General features: G+C 58.9%; 18 protein-coding genes. 16 read left to right on the forward strand and 2 right to left on the reverse strand.

The features are described 5' to 3' along the window. The first annotated feature begins 144 nt into the window (after positions 1-144). From C816_RS04230 to C816_RS04245, 4 genes are all read left to right on the forward strand, one after another. Positions 145-1,065, forward strand: a complete 921-nt coding sequence (locus C816_RS04230) for a diguanylate cyclase (protein WP_016321178.1) — start codon at positions 145-147, stop codon at positions 1,063-1,065. A gap of 183 nt (positions 1,066-1,248) precedes the next feature. Then, positions 1,249-1,803, forward strand: a complete 555-nt coding sequence (locus C816_RS04235) for a PilZ domain-containing protein (RefSeq protein ID WP_242832108.1) — start codon at positions 1,249-1,251, stop codon at positions 1,801-1,803. 31 nt (positions 1,804-1,834) lie between these two features. Continuing rightward, on the forward strand, positions 1,835-2,128 hold the full coding sequence (locus C816_RS04240) for a hypothetical protein (protein WP_016321180.1): 294 nt from the start codon (positions 1,835-1,837) through the stop codon (positions 2,126-2,128). 138 nt (positions 2,129-2,266) lie between these two features. After that, on the forward strand, positions 2,267-2,812 hold the full coding sequence (locus C816_RS04245) for a type I restriction-modification enzyme R subunit C-terminal domain-containing protein (protein WP_371254351.1): 546 nt from the start codon (positions 2,267-2,269) through the stop codon (positions 2,810-2,812). Positions 2,813-2,908: 96 nt separating this feature from the next. On the opposite strand, the gene C816_RS04250 is transcribed toward C816_RS04245, so the two are convergent. Continuing rightward, complete coding sequence (locus C816_RS04250; RefSeq protein WP_016321182.1) at positions 2,909-4,144, reverse strand: hypothetical protein; 1,236 nt, start codon at positions 4,142-4,144, stop codon at positions 2,909-2,911. Positions 4,145-4,406: 262 nt separating this feature from the next. On the opposite strand from C816_RS04250, the gene C816_RS04255 reads away from it, so the two are divergent. From C816_RS04255 to C816_RS04270, 5 genes are all read left to right on the forward strand, one after another. Beyond that, positions 4,407-5,393: an AAA family ATPase gene (locus C816_RS04255; RefSeq protein ID WP_016321183.1), complete on the forward strand. Its 987-nt coding sequence runs from the start codon at positions 4,407-4,409 to the stop codon at positions 5,391-5,393. Between the two features lie 162 nt (positions 5,394-5,555). Next, positions 5,556-5,873 (forward strand): MobC family plasmid mobilization relaxosome protein, encoded by a 318-nt coding sequence (gene mobC, locus C816_RS04260; protein WP_016321184.1) that lies wholly within the window; start codon positions 5,556-5,558, stop codon positions 5,871-5,873. Further along, entirely contained in the window at positions 5,861-7,162 is a 1,302-nt protein-coding gene (locus C816_RS04265; protein ID WP_016321185.1) for a relaxase/mobilization nuclease domain-containing protein, read from the forward strand. The genes mobC and C816_RS04265 overlap by 13 nt, the downstream gene beginning before the upstream one ends. 112 nt (positions 7,163-7,274) lie before the next feature. After that, on the forward strand, positions 7,275-7,436 hold the full coding sequence (locus tag C816_RS23435) for a hypothetical protein (protein ID WP_016321186.1): 162 nt from the start codon (positions 7,275-7,277) through the stop codon (positions 7,434-7,436). Positions 7,437-7,541: 105 nt separating this feature from the next. Continuing rightward, positions 7,542-9,209 (forward strand): recombinase family protein, encoded by a 1,668-nt coding sequence (locus C816_RS04270; protein WP_016321187.1) that lies wholly within the window; start codon positions 7,542-7,544, stop codon positions 9,207-9,209. Between the two features lie 52 nt (positions 9,210-9,261). Here C816_RS04270 and nifJ read toward each other — a convergent pair whose 3' ends face one another. Further along, positions 9,262-12,840 carry a pyruvate:ferredoxin (flavodoxin) oxidoreductase gene (gene nifJ, locus C816_RS04275; protein WP_016321188.1) on the reverse strand — a complete coding sequence of 1,193 codons (3,579 nt, stop codon included), beginning with the start codon at positions 12,838-12,840 and terminating at the stop codon, positions 9,262-9,264. An 856-nt stretch (positions 12,841-13,696) separates the two neighbouring features. Between nifJ and C816_RS04280 the strand changes: the two genes are divergently transcribed. The 7 genes from C816_RS04280 (at position 13,697) to C816_RS04310 (ending at position 20,927) form a co-directional block, all read left to right on the forward strand. After that, on the forward strand, positions 13,697-15,016 hold the full coding sequence (locus C816_RS04280) for an ABC transporter substrate-binding protein (protein ID WP_016321189.1): 1,320 nt from the start codon (positions 13,697-13,699) through the stop codon (positions 15,014-15,016). Positions 15,017-15,110: 94 nt separating this feature from the next. After that, positions 15,111-15,953: a carbohydrate ABC transporter permease gene (locus C816_RS04285; protein WP_016321190.1), complete on the forward strand. Its 843-nt coding sequence runs from the start codon at positions 15,111-15,113 to the stop codon at positions 15,951-15,953. Beyond that, positions 15,953-16,786: a carbohydrate ABC transporter permease gene (locus C816_RS04290; protein WP_016321191.1), complete on the forward strand. Its 834-nt coding sequence runs from the start codon at positions 15,953-15,955 to the stop codon at positions 16,784-16,786. The genes C816_RS04285 and C816_RS04290 overlap by 1 nt, the downstream gene beginning before the upstream one ends. Before the next feature lie 67 nt (positions 16,787-16,853). Continuing rightward, positions 16,854-17,870, forward strand: coding sequence for a LacI family DNA-binding transcriptional regulator (locus C816_RS04295; protein ID WP_016321192.1), 1,017 nt, complete (start codon positions 16,854-16,856; stop codon positions 17,868-17,870). A gap of 24 nt (positions 17,871-17,894) precedes the next feature. Further along, positions 17,895-19,385, forward strand: a complete 1,491-nt coding sequence (gene malQ / locus C816_RS04300; protein ID WP_040654606.1) for a 4-alpha-glucanotransferase — start codon at positions 17,895-17,897, stop codon at positions 19,383-19,385. 160 nt (positions 19,386-19,545) lie between these two features. Next, complete coding sequence (locus tag C816_RS04305) at positions 19,546-20,409, forward strand: class I SAM-dependent methyltransferase (RefSeq protein ID WP_016321194.1); 864 nt, start codon at positions 19,546-19,548, stop codon at positions 20,407-20,409. After that, the gene (locus C816_RS04310; protein WP_081646257.1) at positions 20,394-20,927 is read left to right on the forward strand and encodes a rod shape-determining protein; all 534 of its coding nucleotides are present in this window, start codon (positions 20,394-20,396) and stop codon (positions 20,925-20,927) included. The genes C816_RS04305 and C816_RS04310 overlap by 16 nt, the downstream gene beginning before the upstream one ends. Positions 20,928-20,941: the final 14 nt, after the last annotated feature.

Below are 20,941 nucleotides of genomic sequence, written 5' to 3' on the forward strand. Positions count from 1 at the left end.
CTCGCCTGTCTTTTCTTGCACTTTTTTCAGATTCTCTGCGTCCTTACAGTGAAATTGGGGCGGTTGGGCTTCACTCTAATACAACATAACAAAAATTAAGTTGTTAATAGGCAGCTTGAGTTAAATATAGTGAGGGATATGAGTATGGAAAAAATATTGATCGTGGACGACAGCATTGTGCAGGCAGCACAGCTAAAGTCAATTATAGAAGATGAGTATGATATTACCGTCGCACAAACTGCGGAGGACGGGCTGCGTTTAGTGAGCGAGGGGGATTTTTCCCTCATTCTGCTGGATGTCGTGATGCCTGGAATGGACGGTTTTACGCTGCTGAAAATGTTGCAGGAGCAAATCGTGACTCAAAGCATCCCGGTCATCTTGATTACCAGCCTTGCAGATGTGACGAATGAGCAGCGTGGACTTGTTTTAGGAGCTGTGGATTATATTACAAAGCCATACATTCCCCTGATCGTTAAGGCAAGGGTCAACACACATATCAAACTCTACAAATATCGCAGACAGATTGAGCAGCAATCCATGACCGACCAACTGACAGGAATTGCCAACCGGCGTCGGTATGAACAATACAGCGCGACAAAATGGAGAGAAGCGATCCGCCTGCACGTTCCGTTCTCCATCTGTATGTTTGATATTGACCGCTTCAAAGTGTATAACGATACCTTTGGCCATCCTGCCGGAGATAAGGTGATCGCTTCCGTTGCTCAGACAGCGGCGTCCTATTTGAAACGCAGTACGGATTTTCTTGCCCGCTATGGCGGCGAGGAATTTGTGGCATTGTCCCTGGGCGACAGTTCGCAGCAGATTTTTGAACACTTGAAGAAAATCCGACAGGCAGTAGAAAACCTGCACATCCCCCATGATCCGTCTGTGGCTGAATGGGTCACGGTCAGTGTCGGAGGGGTCACGATTGTTCCTGATACGGAAAGCGCCTATGATTTTTACTTAAAAATCGCGGACACCATGCTGTACGATGCAAAGAAAAACGGCCGGAACCGGGTCGTTTGGGCCAATGAAAGGCTGAAACAGTTGTGGGAAAAAAGGTAGTCTGACTGACATCAAAATATCAATTCATATGGGAGGTATATTGTGAGCTTATTGGAGCTTTTCAGAAAAAGGGCAAAAGAACGGCCACCTCAAGAGGATAAAGATACAAATGGCACAGAAGAACTCGATATTTATTCGGGTATGCGGGTGGAAGTAACAACCGCCGCAGGACAGATACTCTTTGTGGCAAAGCTGATGGGCCTGCATGGGGACAAGGCGGAGCTGCACCAATATTCGGAGGCCGCGATTGTCAAGGATGTTGAAACCATCCATGCCAGGATCAGAGGATATAGCGACTATGAGCGCAAAGCGGTCTATATGGAGGGCATAATTACACCCGGCCCCAAGCATATATGGCAAGTGGAGGAGCTGACCATCGTCCGCGTGGGAAATGACCGTGCCTTTTTCCGCCTGACCACAAACCTTGACGCCACCGCCACCATGTTCAGCGGATTGGCAATGGGAGAAAAGCCCTGCAAGCTGCTGAATATCAGTGTGGGCGGGGCCAGCGTCAGCTCGGAGTACAGATACCACGAGGGAGACAAATTTCTGCTGAAGGTCAGGCTGTTGGAGGACAGGCCGGAATCGGCCATGTTCAGCCAAATCGTGCGCGTTGTAGAAAAGGACGAGGGAAAATTCGAGTACGGGTGCCGATTTTTGGAATTGACCGAAGTCGATCAGGAACAAATAACACGGAATATTTTTGCAGCCCAGCGCCAAAAAAGGGGACGTTCCTAAACATTCGTGAAAACATAAAGGAGAGTAGAAAATGAGTATGTTCTATCGCCATAATCGCGGCGGCAAGCGGCTCCAAAGAAAACCAAAGTCTGAAAACAATTCAGGAGCACGGCTTGCCGCGCTCCTTTTGTGTTTGTCCATGCTGATGGGCTTTCTCCCCGCGCTGGCATCTGCGGCAGACGATGAGGAAAAACTTTCCAGCATTGTGACGTTTGAAAGCATTTCCCTTCACTACGCTGGTGCTGACGGTCAGCCGGAGGCTGCTGCCATTCAAAATGGCGCATTGATCGGACGAGATAAACAGTTAGCTTTGCGTTATACATAGTGTAGCCAACATCCCGGCGATTCAGAAGCAGGCTCCGCTGATTGACAAGCTCCTCCATACCAACTAACTGGACGATGCGGAGATCTATGAGTTTGAACACATCCGGGAGAGACTGCGGGATCTGATCAAGTATATCCCGTGGAACTGGCTCATTATACCACTAATTTTGACGATGAAGTTTTGTCCATGGACTGGAAGAAGTCAGAGCTGGAGAACAATGATTTACAGAACTACAAAGCCAAAGCGGAGTTCTATGTCCGCCAGCACCAGGACGAGGTGGTGATTGCCAAGCTGAAAGGAAACGTCCCACTGACCCAGGAGGACGTTGGAGCGCTGGAGCGCATCCTCTGGAGCGAGGTGGGCTCCAGAGAGGACTATGAAGCGGAGGTCGGCGCCAAGCCCTTGGGGGAGTTCGTCCGGGAGATCGTGGGCCTGGACATGAGAGCGGCGAAAGAGGCCTTTGCGGATTACCTCAATAACGCAAATCTGGACAGCCGGCAGATTTACTTTGTCAACCAGATCGTGGAGTACATTGTGCGCAACGGTATGATGAAAGACCTGTCCGTTCTCCAGGAACCACCCTTCACCGACCAGGGCAGCGTGGTGGAGGTGTTCACCGACCTGTCCCTGTGGCTGGGAATCAAAGCGGTGATCGACAGGATCAACTCCAATGCCGCAGTGTGAATGTAACAATTTAAAGACCTGGGGCTGGATCACATTGATCAAAACCCCAGGTCTTTATACTTAATCACAGATCTGATTCGGTGAAACGTATTCCGGCTATTTGCTGTATTGATCTTTCAAACTCTGGTGTCCCTCCTGATCCTTCCGGATTAGTTCCTCCGCAGTCAAATACTGCCACTGTGGATCGTCACTCGGCTTACTGAGATCAAGGAGCATTAGCGATGAGGGGTATTGCCGCTCAGGGTCAAAGTCCAGATCGGCAGCTACCCGTTTTTGCCAAATGCTTTCCTCTGGCGGCAGCTCCTGCTTGAGCGTATCATAGCTGGTCAGCTCGTGAGTGGTGTCGATACGGCGCAGAAATTCTCTGGCCTCAATTTTTCCGGCCATATAATCCCGGCGTGCTTGACGGGCGTTTTTCTCCCACACATCGTACTGTATCACTGTCATAGGAATCAGCCGGTCCCGCTGATTCTCCGGCGCGTCCTGATAGCGCAGCATTCTGGCATACATCCGGTCCCGCAGCTGCTTGAACAGTTTGAGGGCATCGTCCTGCTCCGGACCTTTTTTGCGTTTGAGGTTGGCCCCCCGCTTTTTACAGCTTTGACCGTCAAAGATTCGGTCACAGTAGCGGGTTGCCGCCTGAGTTCTGGGGATGAAATAATTCCAGCAGTAATCACACCGGGCAATGCGCTGTTTCTCCTGCCGAAAGTACAGCAGAAGTTCGATCAGGCGAAGCTGGAACACAGAACCAACACAAAGTTGTAGAGGAGCATCCCCGTACCCGTCCAGATGGGCGGGGTCACAGAATGCGGCAATCTCAGGATACGCGTTATGCAGTTTCGCAAACCGCTCCTGCTGGGTGGCCCGCTCCGTCCCGTCGAAGGTCATCTCCATGATATTGCGAAGCCGGATCTGTGTGCGGATGGGAAGTTCCAAAACCTGGAGCAGGCGCTGTCCGGCCCGGAGGAGAAAGATGGGCGAACCGTCATCCTGCATCCGCAGCGCCTGATCCAGCAAGCTCCCCAGTACAAAAAAGCTGAGTGGGTCGATTTCCCGGAGCGTGGAGGGGAGCAGCAGCGCCTCAGCGGTCAAGTCCTCCAAATCCGATTCCGGTACATCCAGCCGTTCTGCAAAGAGCGGATGTTCCTCATACAGCCGCTGGATTTCCCGGCGGTAGGCTGTGTAGTCCATCTCCGCTGCGGCAACCAGGTCTTCCGCGGGAGTGATCAAAGGAAGGTGCTTCTCTGGTCCATACGCTCCGGACATCACAACACAAAATTTTCCGTCAACCCCGGTCTCGATCCAGAGGCCGGGGGATTTTTTGTCTGCCATACCGCTCCCTCCCCAAAGTCACTTCATGATGTAAAGACGGCTGAAATTATTGTAGCATGACAGCGAGGAAAAAGAAAGTCCGGACGAACCTCGACAACTGAATACCCGCCACCAGAGAGGATATGTCTCCGGCCCAAGTATCGCCACAACTCCGCAGACACGGACGAGCGTACCAGGAGAGAACACTACGCGGCAGGAAAGGCCCTGGCGCAGGAACAGGTATGGTGTGTGGCCAAAACAAATAAACAGAGGAGGAGCAAATTTGAACAAGCTGAAACTGCTCACCATGAGCGACATTCCGGCGGAGGAGGTGCGGTGGCTCTGGTATCCGTATCTCCCCAGAGGCAAGATCACGATTATCCAGGGTGACCCCGGAGAGGGCAAGACCACCTTCGTGTTGGCGCTGGCGGCTCTGCTTACACGGGGACTGCCAATGCCTGGCTGTACGGAAAGTAGACCGCCCATGAACATCATCTATCAGACGGCGGAAGACGGCCTGGCGGATACGGTCAAACCCCGGCTCACAGCGCTGGGAGCGGATTGTTCCAAAGTGCTGGTCATTGACGAGAGTGAGCGGGAGCTGACGCTGAGTGACCGACGTCTTGCCCAGGCCATCCAAGAAACGGATGCGGGACTGTTCGTCCTCGACCCCATCCAGGCGTACCTGGGAGACGGCGTGGATATGCACCGGGCCAACGAGGTGCGCCCCATCTTCAAACGGCTGGGGCAGCTGGCGGAGCAGACCGGATGCGCCATCGTACTGGTGGGGCACATGAACAAAATGCAGGGTGTCAAGTCCGCATACCGTGGGCTGGGATCCATCGACTTCCGGGCGGCGGCGCGGAGCGTACTGCTGGTGGGGCGCTCCAAGGATGACCCCGAAACCCGAGTGGTGGTACACGACAAGAGCAGTCTGGCTCCGGAGGGGGCGTCCATTTTGTTTTCTCTGCATTCAGATACAGGTTTTTCCTGGAGCGGGTTTTGCGATACCACCGCCAGCGAACTCCTCTCCGGCAGCGGCCCCGGTGTGACCAAGACAGAACAGGCGGAGCGTCTACTGTTGGAGCTGCTGAAAGGTGGTGAGGTCGCTTCTGAAGAACTGCTGAAACAGTCCTCTGCCCTTGGCATCTCTGAGCGAACACTGAAGATCGCCAAGCAGAACCGTGGCGTGATCTCCCTCCGAAGGGGCGACCGCTGGTATGCCAAGCTGCCGGACACAGGTCAAGAGGGTAAGGGGGTAACGTGTTAAAGACACTGCCCGGTTGCCCTCTTATGCAGCAGGCTGGGAGGAGCGAAATTTTCTCCTTTAGGAGAAAGCCAGCATCGCGTTTGTCTGGACGCCGGCTTCCGCCGCCGCCCACCAAATGCCAATGTGGGGCGCCGCCCCACACCCCGTAGAACAGGAGGAACAATGAACAAAGATACCACTTTCAGTATCCGGATTGCCTCCAGGGATTTGGATACCATCAAGAAGAAAGCAAAGCAGGCCCGACTGTCCCAAAGCGATTACGTCACTCGGTGCTGTCTGGGCCGCCAGGTGGTGGTGATCGAGGACTTAAAAGAGGTTGCCAAGCAACTCCGGGCCATTGGCAACAATCTGAACCAGCTGACCGCGCTGTCCAATATGGGCCGCGTCAGTATCGTCAACCTGGACGGCATGACACAGGAACTGGCCGGGATCAGTGCCGCCCTGCGGGAGATCCAGGAGCGTGGGAGGTGGAGCAGATAGCCATTATCCACTTTACCAACTATCCCAAGGGCCAGAGCCGCGCCTGTATGGGAGCGGTGATAAGGTACACACAGCAGGAGAAAAAAACACTGTGGGAAGATCGCCGGCTGGTCAGCGGAATCAACTGCCGTCCGGAGAGCGTCTACGATGACTTCCTGCGTACCAAGCTGCTGTACCACAAGGAGGGCGGCACGATGTTCTATCACATGGTGCAGTCCTTCCCGGCGGACGAGAAGGTTGACCCTGTCGTCGCTCACGCCGCCGCACTGGAGCTGGCCGAGTGGTTCCAAGGGCGGGAGGTGCTGGTCTGTACCCACGTGGATCGGGACCACATCCACTCCCACTTCCTCGTTAACAGTGTCAGCTTCGAGGACGGAAAGAAGCTGCACATTAGTGAACCGGAGCTGGCGGAGTTACGTCAGCGCAACGACCAAGTGTGTATGGATTTCGGTCTGCCGGTGTTCCAACCTCAGAAAAAGCGAAAGGGTAAGTCTATGTCCGGGGCGGAGTACCACACTGCCGTCAGGGGAGAGAGCTGGAAGTTCCGGCTGATGAACACCATCGACGCATGTATGCGGTACGCCCGCAGCAGGGAGGAGTTCATCACACTCATGCGTAGTGAGGGCTACGATGTCCGCTGGACGGACAGCCGAAAGAATATCACCTACACTACCCCCAGTGGCATGAGGTGCAGGGACGACCGACTCCACGACGAAAAATATTTGAAGGAGAGGATGGAGCTTGAGTTCAGAATCCGACAGGCAGTTATCCATGGAGGAGCTGCGCCGGCGGAATATGCAGAAGCCGCCAACAGAGACACTGCATCCCACAGCGGAGGAGTGGCAGAGGTTGACCGCTGCACTGACGGCAATGGGAGAACTCCTGGCGGAGCAGGTGCTTCTGCTGGAGAAGATAGCCGCAAGGCCCAATCCCTGGGCGACACAGGAACAGATGACGGAATTGATTCGAGAGGCAAGGGAGATACACCGCCTGTTGGAACAGGCTGGGAAGAAGAGAGAGCGGCGCTTTTCTCTGCCAACGATCCGACTTCCCCGTCCTTCATCGGAGTGGCTATTGATTCCGGCGGTGCTGGTGGGATTGCTGGCGCTGTGGTACGGTTGGGCCGCGCTCTGGAACGGTCTGACAATCCTGTTCCCATAAGCGACGCCACAACTGCACACAAGCACGCCGACAGCAAGACACTCCGCAGAGAGCGAGAAAAGAAAATTGCCCTCGGTCACAAAGAGGACGACCACGAAGATACGCAAACCTGGCAGCAGACCATGTGATGATGGTCTGCTTTTTGTTATCCCGTTGGTGCGGGAAGAAAGGAGAAGCCTATCGACAGCCGTATAAATCAGGTAAAATACGGAAATTATTTTATAGAATGGAGGGACAGTCATGTCTGAGCAAAAGTCCACTGAACAGCGCAGGAAAGAGACAGCGGCAAAGATCTGGCTGTCCTACTACAACCGGGTGCTGTATGAAAAGGGAGTCATCACGGAGCGGGAGCGCAACAAGATGGCGCTGAAAATCGACGGCTGGAAAATGACCATGAGCTGACAAACAGGGGGACCGCAATTGTTGCGGTCCCCCTTGCTTTGCTTCATATTCTGTGATATACTGCAAGATAAAAAATGATAAAACGAACTACAAAGGAGACGAGCCATGGATATACACAGCATTCGTCAGGCCTTGCGCACAAAATCCGTCTACGATATCCCTCTTCGGGTGACCTTCTACGCCCGGGTATCCTCCGAGAGCGACGAACAGCTCAACTCCCTGGGCAATCAGGTGAGCTACTACGAGGAGTTCATCCGCAAAAATTCCGCCTGGGAGTATGTGCCAGGCTATGTAGACGAGGGTCTGTCCGCCGCCACCACCAAGAAGCGGGAGGACTTCCACCGCATGGTGGAGGACGGTAAGGCGGGACTCTTTGACCTTATCATCACCAAGGAAATCACCCGTTTCGCCCGAAACACCTTGGACTCCATCCTCTACACCCGGGAGCTGCTCAGCGCCGGAGTAGGGGTGTTCTTCCAAAACGACAACATCAACACCTTTGACGAGGACTCCGAACTGCGCCTGACCATCATGTCCGGAATCGCCCAGGATGAATTGCGCAAGCTGTCGGGCCGTGTGAAATTTGGCCATGCGCAGGCAATCAAAAACGGCGTGGTGCTGGGCAACAGCCGCATCTTCGGCTACGTCAAGGATGGCGGGCGGTTGATAATCGACGAGGACGAGGCCCCTATGGTCCGGGAGCTGTTCGAGCTGTACGCCTCCGGGGACTACTCCATGAAGCAGATCGAGACGCTATTCTGGGATAAGGGCTATCGCAACCACAACGGAAAAAAGATTGCCCACACCACCATGTCGGGTATGATCTCCAATCCGAAATACAAGGGTTACTATGTAGGGAACAAGGTGAAGGTCATCGATCTGTTCACCAAGAAGCAGAAATTCCTTCCCCCGGAGGAGTGGGTGATGTTCAAGGATGAGAGCGGCGAGATCGTCCCGGCCATCGTCTCTGAGGAGCTGTGGGACAAGGCCAACGCCGTCCTGAAAAAGCGCAGCGAGGACGTGAAGGGCCGCCAGGGCATCTGCAACCACGCCAACCTCCTCACAGGCAAGCTCTACTGCACCCACTGCGGCGCGGCTTACTACCGGCGGGAGTCGGTAGACCGTCAGGGGAACAAAAACAGCAAGTGGGTGTGTTCTGGTAAGATCAAAAACGGGGCGGACAGCTGTCCCTCCTTTGCCGTCTATGAGGAGGAGCTGAAGCCCCTGCTCTTTGAGGTGTTCCGGGAGACCGAGGCAGACGCCCAGGCCCTGGTGGAGGAGTACATCGAGATGTACAAGGCACTGGGGGATGGGGAGGACACCGCCAAGCAGATCGCCGCACTACATCAGCAGATCGAGCTGGCCCAGAAGAAAAAAAGCAAGCTCCTGGGGTACAACGCCTCCGGCCAGCTCTCCGACCGGGATTTCCTCTCCATGAACAAGGACTGTGACCGGGAGATCAGCGAGGCGGAGCGGCAGATCTACGACCTGGAGCAGCAGCAAATGTCCCGAGAGGATTTCCGCAAGCAGATTGAGACCATCCGACGGGTGCTCCGGGAGGCGGCGCGGGATGCCGCTCAAGGGCTTATCAGCAAGGAGTTTGTGGACAGGTATATCGACAAAATCTTTGCCACCCCGGAGGAGGACGGTTCCCTGAGATTGCAAATCAAGGTTTTCACCGGCGAGACCACCGACAAATACCTTGCAAATCTCCGAAGTCGTACGGGTCACACGTTCAAGAGGATGATTGAGTCCTACGAGAAGTCCCTGTAACTTCCCGCTGGAATCAAAGGGCGGGCCGGCAAAAGCTGGCCCGCCCGCTTCGTTATGCTTCTGCCGCGCCCGCTGCCGGCTCCGCAATGGGATAGTCCTCCAGCACATCCAGCAGGCGGGAGTAGTCCTGGGCCGCCAGATGGGTATACCGGGCCCAGCGGTTGCGGCACTGGTTCCGGGCCTCCGCCAGCAGGGCCTCCGCCGCCTCCGGGAAGGTCCTGTGCAGGGAGTTGAACCGCACCTCGCCCATGAAGAACTCCCGCAGGTCGTATTTGGGGTCCGTGAAATCCAGGGTGAAGGGATTTTTCCCCTCCTTTTTCCGCTTGGGATCGTAGCGGTAGAGGACCCAGTAGCCGCTTTTGACCGCCAGTTTGGCCTCCTCCTGGGCCCAGGCCATGCCCTTGACGATGCCGTGGTTGATGCAAGGGGCATAGGCCACGATCAGGGACGGTCCGTCGTGGGCCTCTGCCTCCCGCAGGGCCTTAATGTACTGGGCGGGGTCCGCCCCCAAGGCGACAGACGCCACATAGACGTTCTGATATTGCGAAGCCAGCATCCCCAGGTCCTTCTTCTCCGTCCGCTTGCCCGCGGCGGCGAACTGGGCCACCGCGCCGAAGGGCGTGGCCTTGGAGGACTGCCCGCCGGTGTTGGAGTAGACCTCCGTATCCACCACCAGAATGTTGACGTCCTCCCCGGAGGCCAGCACATGGTCCAGCCCGCCGTAGCCGATGTCGTAGGCCCAGCCGTCGCCGCCGTACATCCACATGCTCTTTTTCACCAGCTGGTCCTGGGCTCTGCGGACGGCCTCGATCCGTTCTCCAGTCTCAGAGGTGGCCTTCAGGGCGGAGATCACCATATCGCTGACCTCAACGGTCCGCTCCTTGTTCTCAAAGTTGGCCTGCCAGGCAAAGAGGGCGTTTTTCAAATTCTCGTCCTTCGTTTCCTTCAAGAGCGCCAGGACCTCGTTCAGGAGGCGGAGCCGCTGCTGGCGGACGCTGAGGACCATGCCCAGGGAGTACTCGGCGTTGTTCTCAAAGAGGGAGTTGGACAGGGCCGGGCCCCTTCCGTTGGGCTTGGTGGTATAGGGGTAGCTGGGGACGCTGAATCCCCACGCCTGGGTGCAGCCCGTGGCGTTGGCAACCACCATGCGCTCGCCGAAGAGCTGGGTGAGGAGCTTCATATAGGGTGTCTCGCCGCAGCCGGCGCAGGCACCGGAGAACTCCAGCAGGGGCTGCTCGTACTGACTGCCCCTGACGGTGAACTTGTCCATGGGGTTTTCCTTGGGGGACAGGGAGAGGCTGTATTCCCAGTTGGCTTGCTCTGGCATCTGGCTTTCGATGGGCTTCATAACGATGGCCTTTTCTTTGGCGATGCAGGCGGAGGCGCAGGTGCCGCAGCCGGTGCAGTCCAGGGGATCGATCTGGATGCGGAAACGCAGACCCTCGAAGCCTTTGCCCCTGGCCGCCTTGGTTACATAGCCCGCCGGGGCCGTTTGAGCCTCCTCCTCATTTAAGAGGAAAGGACGGATGGCGGCGTGGGGACACATGAGGGAGCACAGGTTGCAGCCCACGCAGCTCTCCGGAAGCCACTTGGCCACATGGGAGGCGAAGCCCCGCTTTTCGTACTTGGAGGTGCCCATGGGGACGCTGCCGTCCGCTGCGTCCTTGAAGACGCTCACCGGCAGGCTGTCGCCCTTCTGTGCGTTAACCGCCCCCATGACCGTGCGGACATACCAGGGGGAGGCGGTGTCCTGGGGTTCCGGTTCATCGGGGAGTCCCGCCCAGGCGGCGGGGACGGGGATCTCGCGGAGTCCGGTGAGCCCCGCGTCCACGGCGGCGCAGTTCATATCCACCACCTTGTTGCCCTTGCGGCCGTAGGTCTTCCGGATGGCGGCCTTCATGTACTCCACCGCCTCCTCCACCGGCAGCACGCCGGAGAGCTTGAAGAAAGCTGCCTGGAGGACGCTGTTGGTCCGGTTTCCCAGGCCGATGGATTCGGCGGCGGCATTGGCGTCAATGGTGTAAAACCGGGCCCGGCGCTCCGCCAGAAGGCGCTTGACCTTGTTGGGAAGACGGGCCTCCAGATCTGCGGCGGACCAATTGCAGTTCAGAAGGAAGGTTCCGCCCTCTTTCAGCTCGTTTACAATATCATATTTGGCGATGTAGCTCTGGTTGTGACAGGCGATGAAGTCCGCCATGGTGACGTAGTATGTGGAGAGGATCGGGGTGTGTCCAAAGCGGAGATGGCTTTTCGTCACGCCGCCGGACTTCTTGGTGTCGTACTCAAAGTACGCCTGGACGTACTGGTCCGTGTTGTCGCCGATGATCTTGATGGAGTTTTTGTTGGCCCCCACAGTGCCGTCGGACCCCAGGCCCCAGAACTTGCAGCTGATGGTCCGGGCGTCCGCGGTAACCACGTTCTCCCCCACGGGCAGGGAGCGGTGGGTCACATCGTCGGTGATGCCCACGGTGAAGCAGTCCCGCTGCTGGCCGGCCATGTTGTCGTAGACGGCGATCATCTGGGCGGGGGTGACGTCCTTGCTGGAGAGGCCGTACCGTCCCCCCAGGACCCGGATCTGCCGCCCGCCCTGCTGGAGGACAGAGCACACGTCCTTATAGAGGGGCTCGCCGCCGGCACCGGGCTCCTTGGTGCGGTCCAGCACGGTGAGAAGTTTGCAGCTCTCCGGCAGGGCCGCCAGGAAGCGGCTGGCGCTGAAAGGCCGGTACAGCCGGACCTGGAGGAAGCCCACCTTCCGGCCCCGCTGATTCAAATATTGAACCACCTCCCGGAGGCAGCCGGATACGCTGCCCATGGCCGCTACAACCTGCTCTGCCTCCGGGTCGCCGTAGTAGTTGAAGAGCCGGTAATCCCGGCCCGTCAGGGCGGACATTCGGGCCATGTACTCCTCCACGATTCCGGGGACGGCGTCGTAGTAGGGGTTTACCGCCTCCCGCAGCTGGAAGGCCGTGTCCGGATTAATGACGGTGGAGCGCATGAGGGGGTGCTCGCTGTTCAGCGCGCCTGTCCGAAAGCGGTTTAGGGCCGCTTGGTCCACCATTTTGGCAAGATCGCCGTAATCCAGCACGTCGATTTTCTGGATCTCGTGGGAGGTGCGGAAGCCGTCGAAGAAGTGCATGAAGGGTACCCGGCTTTTGATGGCGGAGAGGTGGGCCACGGCCGCAAGATCCATGCACTCCTGCACGCAGGAGGAGGCCAGCTGGGCAAAGCCCGTCTGGCGGCAGGCCATCACGTCGGAGTGGTCGCCGAAGATGGAAAAGGCGCTGGTGCCCACGGTCCGGGCCGCCACATGGATGACGCCGGGCAGCAGCTGCCCCGCAATGCGGTACAGCGGCGGCACCATCAGCATCAGGCCTTGGCTGGCGGTGTAGCTGGCGGCGAGGGCTCCGGTTTCCAGGGAGCCGTGCATGGCTCCGCAGGCTCCGGCCTCGCTCTGCATCTCCATGAGCCGCACGCTCTGGCCGAAGATGTTTTTCATCCCGTTGGCCGCCCAGGTGTCCACGTGCTCCGCCATGGGGCTGGAGGGCGTGATGGGATAGATCGCCGCAACCTCGGTAAAGGCGTAGCTGGCGTAGGCGGCGGCCTCGTTTCCGTCCATAGTCTTGCGTTTCATATTGCTCCCCCTGTTCTGATTTTCCCGGAATCCGTATTCACAACCGTTGAACGCCGCCTGAATGGGAGCCCCGCCATACTGCGCCAGATCCCCCGTGGTCTGTCAGCCTCAGCGGACTTCAAAGCTCTTAGAGCAGTGTCCCAAAATACTGAGAAACGTTCGGCGGTCCGGAAGACGCATGACTGTATTGACGTCTTTGACGGGCGGCAGCCTGCCTGCATCCTCCGTCTTGTTCTGCGCGCCCCGTTCTCGCTCCCCTTTTTCTCGCGATTTCCGGGAACTGCGGGAAAGGCGTGAATCCCTGCGGAAAATTTCCCTGTCTGGCGGGAAAATTCCCGGTTCGTCCGGCATCTCTGGTTAGGCCTTGTTTGAAAAATGTCAAAACGCCCAAACGGCGGATCTTTTTCCGCCACTCTGCGTTAAATGTTCTTGTCAGGCGTCAGCCCGAGTGCAAAAATTTGCCTGGATTGGCGAAAACATCTCTCGCCGTTGGACATTCCGCCATTTTTCAAACAAGGCCTAGGAATACTGGTTCTCAGTTTCCGCGGATTGCAGGCTGTGTTATCATATGTCCATTATAGAAGTCTGACATCATACTGTCAAGGGGAAAAGAGCGCGTCAAGGGAAATGTCGGAGATATTTTACGCACAGTTCCGTACGGCTTGCGTAAGGATCAGCAAATTGTACAAAATAGATGGGGCGCTTTTTTCTGATTCTCCGAATTTGGAGAAATCGCTCAGTTTTTTCTTGCATCCTGCGCCTAGATGCAGTATTATAGTCACAAGGATTGGAAACGTTACCGGTAACGTTTCCAAAGCGCGTCCAGCCTTAAAACAATAAACAGGAGGAACATGAAATGAAGAAGAGACTCTTGACCCTGGCCCTGTGCGGCGCCATGGCGCTGTCCCTGGCCGCCTGCGGCGGCGGAAACAGCGGCAGCAACCCGCCCGCCGACAGCGGAAGCTCCGACGGTGGCAATTCCGCCTCCGGCTCCGTGTACTACCTGAACTTCAAGCCCGAGCAGGACGGCGACTGGCAGGCCCTGGCCCAGGCCTACACCGCCGAGACCGGCGTAGAGGTGAAGGTCCAGACCGCCGCCTCCGGCCAGTATGAGGCTACCCTCATGAGCGAGATGGCCAAGACCGAGGCCCCCACGCTGTTCCAGGTCAACGGCCCCGTGGGCCTTGCCAACTGGAAGGATTACTGCTATGACATGTCCGGCTCCGCTCTGGCAGGTGAGCTCTCCAGCGACGACTTCGCCCTGATGGACGGCAGCTCTATGTCCGGTATTGCCTACGTCATCGAGACCTACGGCATCATCGTCAACACCAAGCTGCTGGGCGACGCCGGCTACACCATGGATGACATCAAGTCCTTTGCCGACCTGAAGCGGGTGGCCGAGGACATCACCGCCCGCTCCGGCGAGCTGGGATTCTCCGCCTTCACCTCCGCCGGCATGGACGGTTCCTCCGACTGGCGCTTCAAAACCCACCTGGCCAACCTGCCCATCTACTTTGAGTATGAGGCCGACGGAATCGGCGACACCGACGCCATCAAGGGCACCTATCTGGACAACTACCGGGCCATCTGGGATCTGTATATCAACAACTGTACCTGTGCGCCCACCCTGCTCTCCGCCAAGACCGGCGACGATTCCGTGGCGGAGTTTGTCACCGAGCAGGCCGTGTTCTATCAGAACGGCACCTGGGCCTACGGCGACGTGGCCGACGTGGGCGAGGAGAACCTGGGGATGCTGCCCATCTACATCGGCGTGGGCGACGAGGCCAACCAGGGCCTGTGCACCGGCACCGAGAACTACTGGTGTGTGAACAAGAACGCCTCCCCGGAGGATATTCAGGCCACCCTGGACTTCATGTACTGGTGCGTCACCTCCGAGACCGGCCTGGAGTACCTGTGCTCCGGCGACCACATGGGCTTCGTCATCCCCTTCAAGGGCAACCTGGAGTCCAGCAACCTGCTGGTAAACATCGCCAACGACTATGTGGCCAACGGGACCACCAGCATCAAGTGGTGCTTCCCCACCATGCCCTCTGAGGAGTGGAAGAACGTCCTGGGTTCCGCCCTGACCAACTACGCCGCCGATCAGACCGACGCCAACTGGGAGACCGTGCGGGCCGCCTTCGTGGACAACTGGGCCGCTGAGAAATCCAAGTAAGAGACAATGCCATGTCGGGGCGGACGGAAATGATCCGCCCGCCCCGGCCGTTTTCGCCTCACTACACTCTGAGATCAAGGAGGCTGCGTAAGCCATGGAAAAATCAATCAAGCGCTATTTTCCCGTCTTCCTGGGCCCCACGTTTCTGGCCTTCATCATCGGCTTCATCGTTCCCTTCATCATGGGGCTGTACCTGTCGCTGTGCGACTTCCGCACAGTGACGGACGCCAAATTCGTGGGCCTTTCCAACTTTGCCAAGGCGTTCCAGGATGCGGAGTTTCTCCACGCCTTCCTCTTTACCGCTGCCTTTACCGTGGTGACGGTGGTGCTCATCAACGTTGTCGCCTTCGCGGTGGCCATGGTGCTGACCCAAAACATCCCCGGCACCAACATCTTCCGCACCACGTTTTTCATGCCCAACCTCATCGGCGGCATTGTGCTGGGCTACATCTGGCAGCTGATCTTCAACGGAATTCTGGCCCGGTATGACCTGGCGCTGAAAATCAGCGCGAAGTACGGCTTCTGGGGCCTTGTGATTGTGCTGTGCTGGCAGCAGATCGGCTACATGATGATTATCTACATCGCAGGGCTCCAGTCCATCCCCGGGGACCTGAACGAGGCCGCCCAGATCGACGGCGCCAACGGCTGGCAGCGGCTGTGGAACGTGACTATCCCCAACATGATGCCCTCCATCACCATCTGCACGTTCCTGACGCTGACCAACGGCTTCAAGCTCTTTGACCAGAATCTTTCCCTCACCGCCGGCGAGCCCATGAAGCAGACCGAGGGGCTGGCCCTGAACATCTTCAACACGTTCTACACCCGTGTGGGCTGGCAGGGCGTGGGCCAGGCCAAGGCCGTGGTGTTCTTCATTCTGGTGGTGGGGCTGGGACTGCTCCAGCTGCGGATGACCCGCTCCAAGGAGGTGCAGCAATAATGAAAGCAAAGAGAAAGGGCTGGATCGCCACCGCGATTCTCACCATTGTGGCGGTCTTCTACGTCTCGCCCCTCTTCATCGTTCTGATGAACTCCTTCAAGAAAAAGGCCTTCATCAATCTGGAGCCTTTCCATATGCCCAGTGAGAAGACCTGGATCGGCGGGGAGAACTACGCCAACGCCATCAACGACTACGGCTTTTTGAAGGCCGTGCTGTGGACCCTGGTCATCACTGTGGGCTCGGTGGTGGTGATTCTGATCTGCACGTCCATGTTCGCCTGGTTCATTACCCGGGTGAGCAACCGGACCACCAAGACACTGTATACCCTGTGCGTGTTCTCCATGGTAGTGCCCTTCCAGATGGTGATGTTCACCTTGTCCCTGGTCACCGACCGGCTGCGGCTGAACACCCCCTGGGGCCTTATCATCATCTATCTGGGCTTCGGCGCGGGCCTGGCGGTATTCATGTTCTGCGGGTTTGTGAAGTCCATTCCCATCGAGATTGAGGAGGCGGCCATGATCGATGGCTGCTCTCCCCTGCGGACCTTCTTCTCCGTGGTGCTGCCCATCATGAAGCCCACCTATATCTCCGTGGGCATTCTGGAGACCATGTGGATCTGGAATGACTTCCTGCTCCCCTATCTGACCCTGGACCTGAACAAGTTCAGCACCATCTCCATCGTCATCCAGCGGATGCAGGGCTCCTACGGCCGGGTGGACATGGGCGCCATCATGGCCTCTCTGGTGCTGGCCATCATCCCCATCATCATCTTCTACCTCAGCTGCCAGAAATATATCATCAAGGGCGTGGCGGCCGGCGCCGTGAAAGGGTGAGGCTTGCGTTTTACTAGCCGGTATGATATAATTATTGGCCGAATTATAAGGAGGGAGGGGATACGGTGTGACCATCAAGGATATTGCCCGGCTGTCCGGGTGCGGTGTGGCCACCGTGTCCCGGGTGCTGAACCAGCACCCAGACGTCAGCGAGGAGACGAGGCGGAAGGTGCTGGCTGTGGTGGAGGAGTACGGCTTCCAGCCAAACAACAACGCCAAGCACCTGAAACAGCAGAGCGGAACCGGCATCATCATCCTGGTGAAGGGCACCCAGAATATGCTCTTCGCCGACCTGGTGGAGCGGGTGCAGACGCTTTTGCAGGAGAACAACCGGGAAGCCGTGGTCTACTATCTGGACGAGGACGCCGACGAGGTGGGCTACGCCCTCCAGCTGTGCCGGGAGCGCAAGCCCATGGGGATTTTGTTCCTGGGCGGCGACGTGGAGATGTTCGGGGCGGAGTTTTACGGCATCAGCGTGCCCTGCGTGCTGCTGACCAACACCGCCGCGGAGCTGGAGTTTGAGAACCTCTCCTCCCTCACCACCGACGACGGCGAGGCCGCCGCCCAGGTCATTGCTTTCCTGGCGAAGCGGGGCCACCGGCGCATCGGGGTCCTGGGAGGCAACTGGGCCTGCTCCCAGATCAGCTACCGCCGGTTAAAGGGGTGCGAGAGGACCTTTGCCCGGCTGGGCCTGCCCTTTGACCAGGACCGCCAGTGCGAGCCCTGCCGCTACTCCATGGGGGAGGCCTACGCCGCCACGCTGCGGCTGCTGGGCCGCTGCCCGGACCTCACTGCCATCTTCGCCATGAGCGACGTGATGGCCATGGGCACCATCCGGGCATTGCGGGACCTGAACAAGCGGGTGCCAGAGGACATCTCCGTGGTGGGGTTTGACGGCATCTCCATGGCCCGCTACTCCGTGCCCCGGCTCACGACCGTCCGCCAGGACACCCAGAGGCTGGCGGAGCGGGGGGTGGACATCCTGCTTCACAACATCGAGCGGAAAAACCGCCCGGTTCATGAGGTGGTGCCCTTCCAGCTGATTATGGGCGAGAGCGTGGCCCGGCTGGACGGGGCCGTCTGATTTTATAGGAAAGGGGATTCCAACGTGAGAAGAGCCGGAATCCTGATGCCCATATCCGCCCTGCCGTCCCCTTACGGGATCGGGACGCTGGGGGCGGCGGCCCGGGAGTTTGTGGATTTCCTGGCCGATGGGGGGCAGTCCTGCTGGCAGATTCTGCCGGTGTGCCCCACCAGCTTTGGCGACTCCCCCTATCAGTCCTTTTCCTCCTTCGCGGGCAACCCCTATTTCATCGACCTGGAGGACCTGGCGGCGGAGGGACTGCTGGAGCCGGGGGAGTTTCGGGACCTGAACTGGGGGGACGACCCCGCCCGGGTGGATTACGGGCTGCTGTATGAGACCCGCTATCCCGTGCTGAGAGGGGCCTGCCGCCGCCTGCTGGAGCAGGACCCGCCGGACTTTGCCCAATTTCGCCAAGAGCACGGGGACTGGCTGGAGGATTATGCCCTGTTCATGGCGCTGAAGGAAAGGCACGGGGGCGTTTCCTGGTTCCAGTGGCCGGAGGAGGAGCGGCTCCGCCGCCCCGGGGCGCTGGCCGCCGCCCGGGAGGAGCTGGGGGAGGAGCTTGCCTTCTGGCGGGCGGTGCAGTACCTGTTCTTCCGCCAGTGGAAGAAGCTGAAGGCCTACGCCAACGGCAAGGGCATCTCCGTCGTCGGGGACCTGCCCATCTACGTCTCCGGGGACAGCGCCGACGTGTGGTCGCACCCGGAGCAGTTCCAGCTGGACGGGGAGGGACGGCCCACCGAGGTGGCGGGCTGTCCGCCGGACGGCTTCTCCGCCGACGGCCAGCTGTGGGGCAATCCCCTCTTTGACTGGGAACGGATGGAGGCCGACGGGTACCGCTGGTGGATTCGCCGGATCGCCAGCCAGTTCCAGCTCTATGATGTTTTGCGGATCGACCACTTCCGGGGCTTTGACGAGTATTACGCCATCCCCTATGGAGAGACCACGGCCCGGAACGGCCGCTGGCGGCCCGGCCCCGGCATCGGATTTTTCCGGGCCATCGAGGCGGCCCTGGGGCCCCGGGACATCATCGCCGAGGATCTGGGCTTTCTCACCGGCTCCGTCCGGAAGCTGCTGGCGGAATCCGGCTACCCCGGTATGAAGGTGCTGGAGTTCGCCTTTGACAGCCGGGACACCGGCGGAGGGTACCTCCCGCATTGCTACACCCCGCACTGCGTGGCCTACACCGGGACCCACGACAACGACACCATCCAGGGCTGGATGTCCTCCGCCCCGGCGGAGGACGTGGCCCTGGCAAAAGCCTACCTCCGCCTGAACGAGCAGGAGGGCTACCACTGGGGTATGATGCGCTCCGCGTGGGCCTCCGCGGCGGATCTCGCGGTGATGCAGTTTCAGGATCTGCTGGGCCTGGGCAGCGAGGCCCGGATGAATATCCCCTCCACCCTGGGAGGAAACAACTGGCGCTGGCGGACGCTGCCGGGAACCTGCGGCGGGGAGCTGGCCCGGCGGCTGCGGCGGGAGATGGAGATCTACCAGAGACTCCCGGCCCAATAGGCGCATGAGAGGCGTAAACGGACTGATTTTCAGATGTTTCTCTGAAAGTCAGTCCGTTTTTTGTTGACGGGAGCGGGTGATTGGCGGTATAATAACATGATTTACTATGTCAACCGTTTCTGCCGTCTCCGGAGAGGCGGCGGGAGAGAGAGGAAACAATATGTGGATTGCGGACAAGTGGGAGGACTATGAGCTGCTGGACTGCGGCTGCGGCGAGCGGCTGGAGCGCTGGGACAGCCGGGTGCTGGTGCGGCCGGACCCCCAGGCCATCTGGGAGACGCCGCGAAAAAATCCGGCTTGGAAGCAGGCGGACGGGCGCTATCTCCGCTCCCGCACCGGCGGCGGCCACTGGGAGAAGAAGGCTCTGCCGGAGAACTGGAAGATTCACTATGGAGAGCTGACCTTCCAGGTCAAGCCCATGAACTTCAAGCACACCGGCCTCTTTCCGGAGCAGGCGGCCAACTGGGATTTTGTCATGGAGAAGATCCGCGGCGCCGGGCGGCCCATTCGGGCGCTGAACCTCTTCGCCTACACCGGCGGAGCCACTGCGGCCTGCGCCAAGGCCGGAGCCAGCGTGTGCCACGTGGACGCCGCCAAGGGCATGGTGGCTTGGGCGAAGGAGAACGCGAAGCTCTCCGGCCTGGAGGAGGCGCCCATCCGCTGGATCGTGGACGACTGCGCCAAGTTCGTGGAGCGGGAGATTCGCCGGGGGCGGCAGTACGACGCCATCATTATGGACCCGCCCAGCTATGGCCGGGGGCCCGGCGGCGAGGTGTGGAAGCTGGAGGAAAATCTCTATCCCTTTGTAAAGCTCTGCGCCGGAGTGCTGTCGGACAGGCCACTCTTTGTGCTCATCAACTCCTACACCACGGGGCTGGCTCCGTCGGTGCTGGGGTATCTCCTGAATATTCTGGTGGCGGAGAAGTACGGCGGGAAGTGCGCCTGGGACGAGCTGGGGCTCCCCGTCACGGAGACGGGGCTGGCCCTGCCCTGCGGAGCCACAGGAAGATGGTTCAGCGAGTGAGGCCGGGGATGCGGGATGCTTTTTATGAGGGCGGCCGGCCGGTTTTGGAGGATTGGCGCCGCACCTTCGCCCCGGCGGAGATCATGGTCCGCTGTTTCAAGACGGGGAAGCAGGTGCGGGAGCCGTCCCTGGTGGCCGCCCAGGTCCGGGCGGAGGACGGGGTGATGGAACGGTGCCTCGCCGCCGGAGAGGCGGCCCGGACCTATGCGGATGTTCCGGGCGCGGTGGTGTTTTCGCCTCTGCGGGAGGGGCAGGTGGCCTGCTACGACGGGGCGCGGTTTTTGTTCAAGGCGCTCCTGCGGCAGATGGGGCCGCCCCTGCCCAAGCCCCTGGTCTGCGTCCGGGTGCAGGACCGCACCACCCAGGTGGAGGAGATCGCCCTCACGGACGCCCTGATCCAGGCGGGGGCCCGGAAGGTGCTGCTGTACCGCGGCCCTCTCTCCGAGGCGCTGGACCGGGCGGCGGAGCGGAAGGAGCTGCGGCACGCCCTTGTGATGCATATTGAATCCGGGATGTAGGATTACAGAGAGAA

The organism is Oscillibacter sp. 1-3 (assembly GCF_000403435.2).
Lineage (GTDB): Bacteria > Bacillota > Clostridia > Oscillospirales > Oscillospiraceae > Oscillibacter.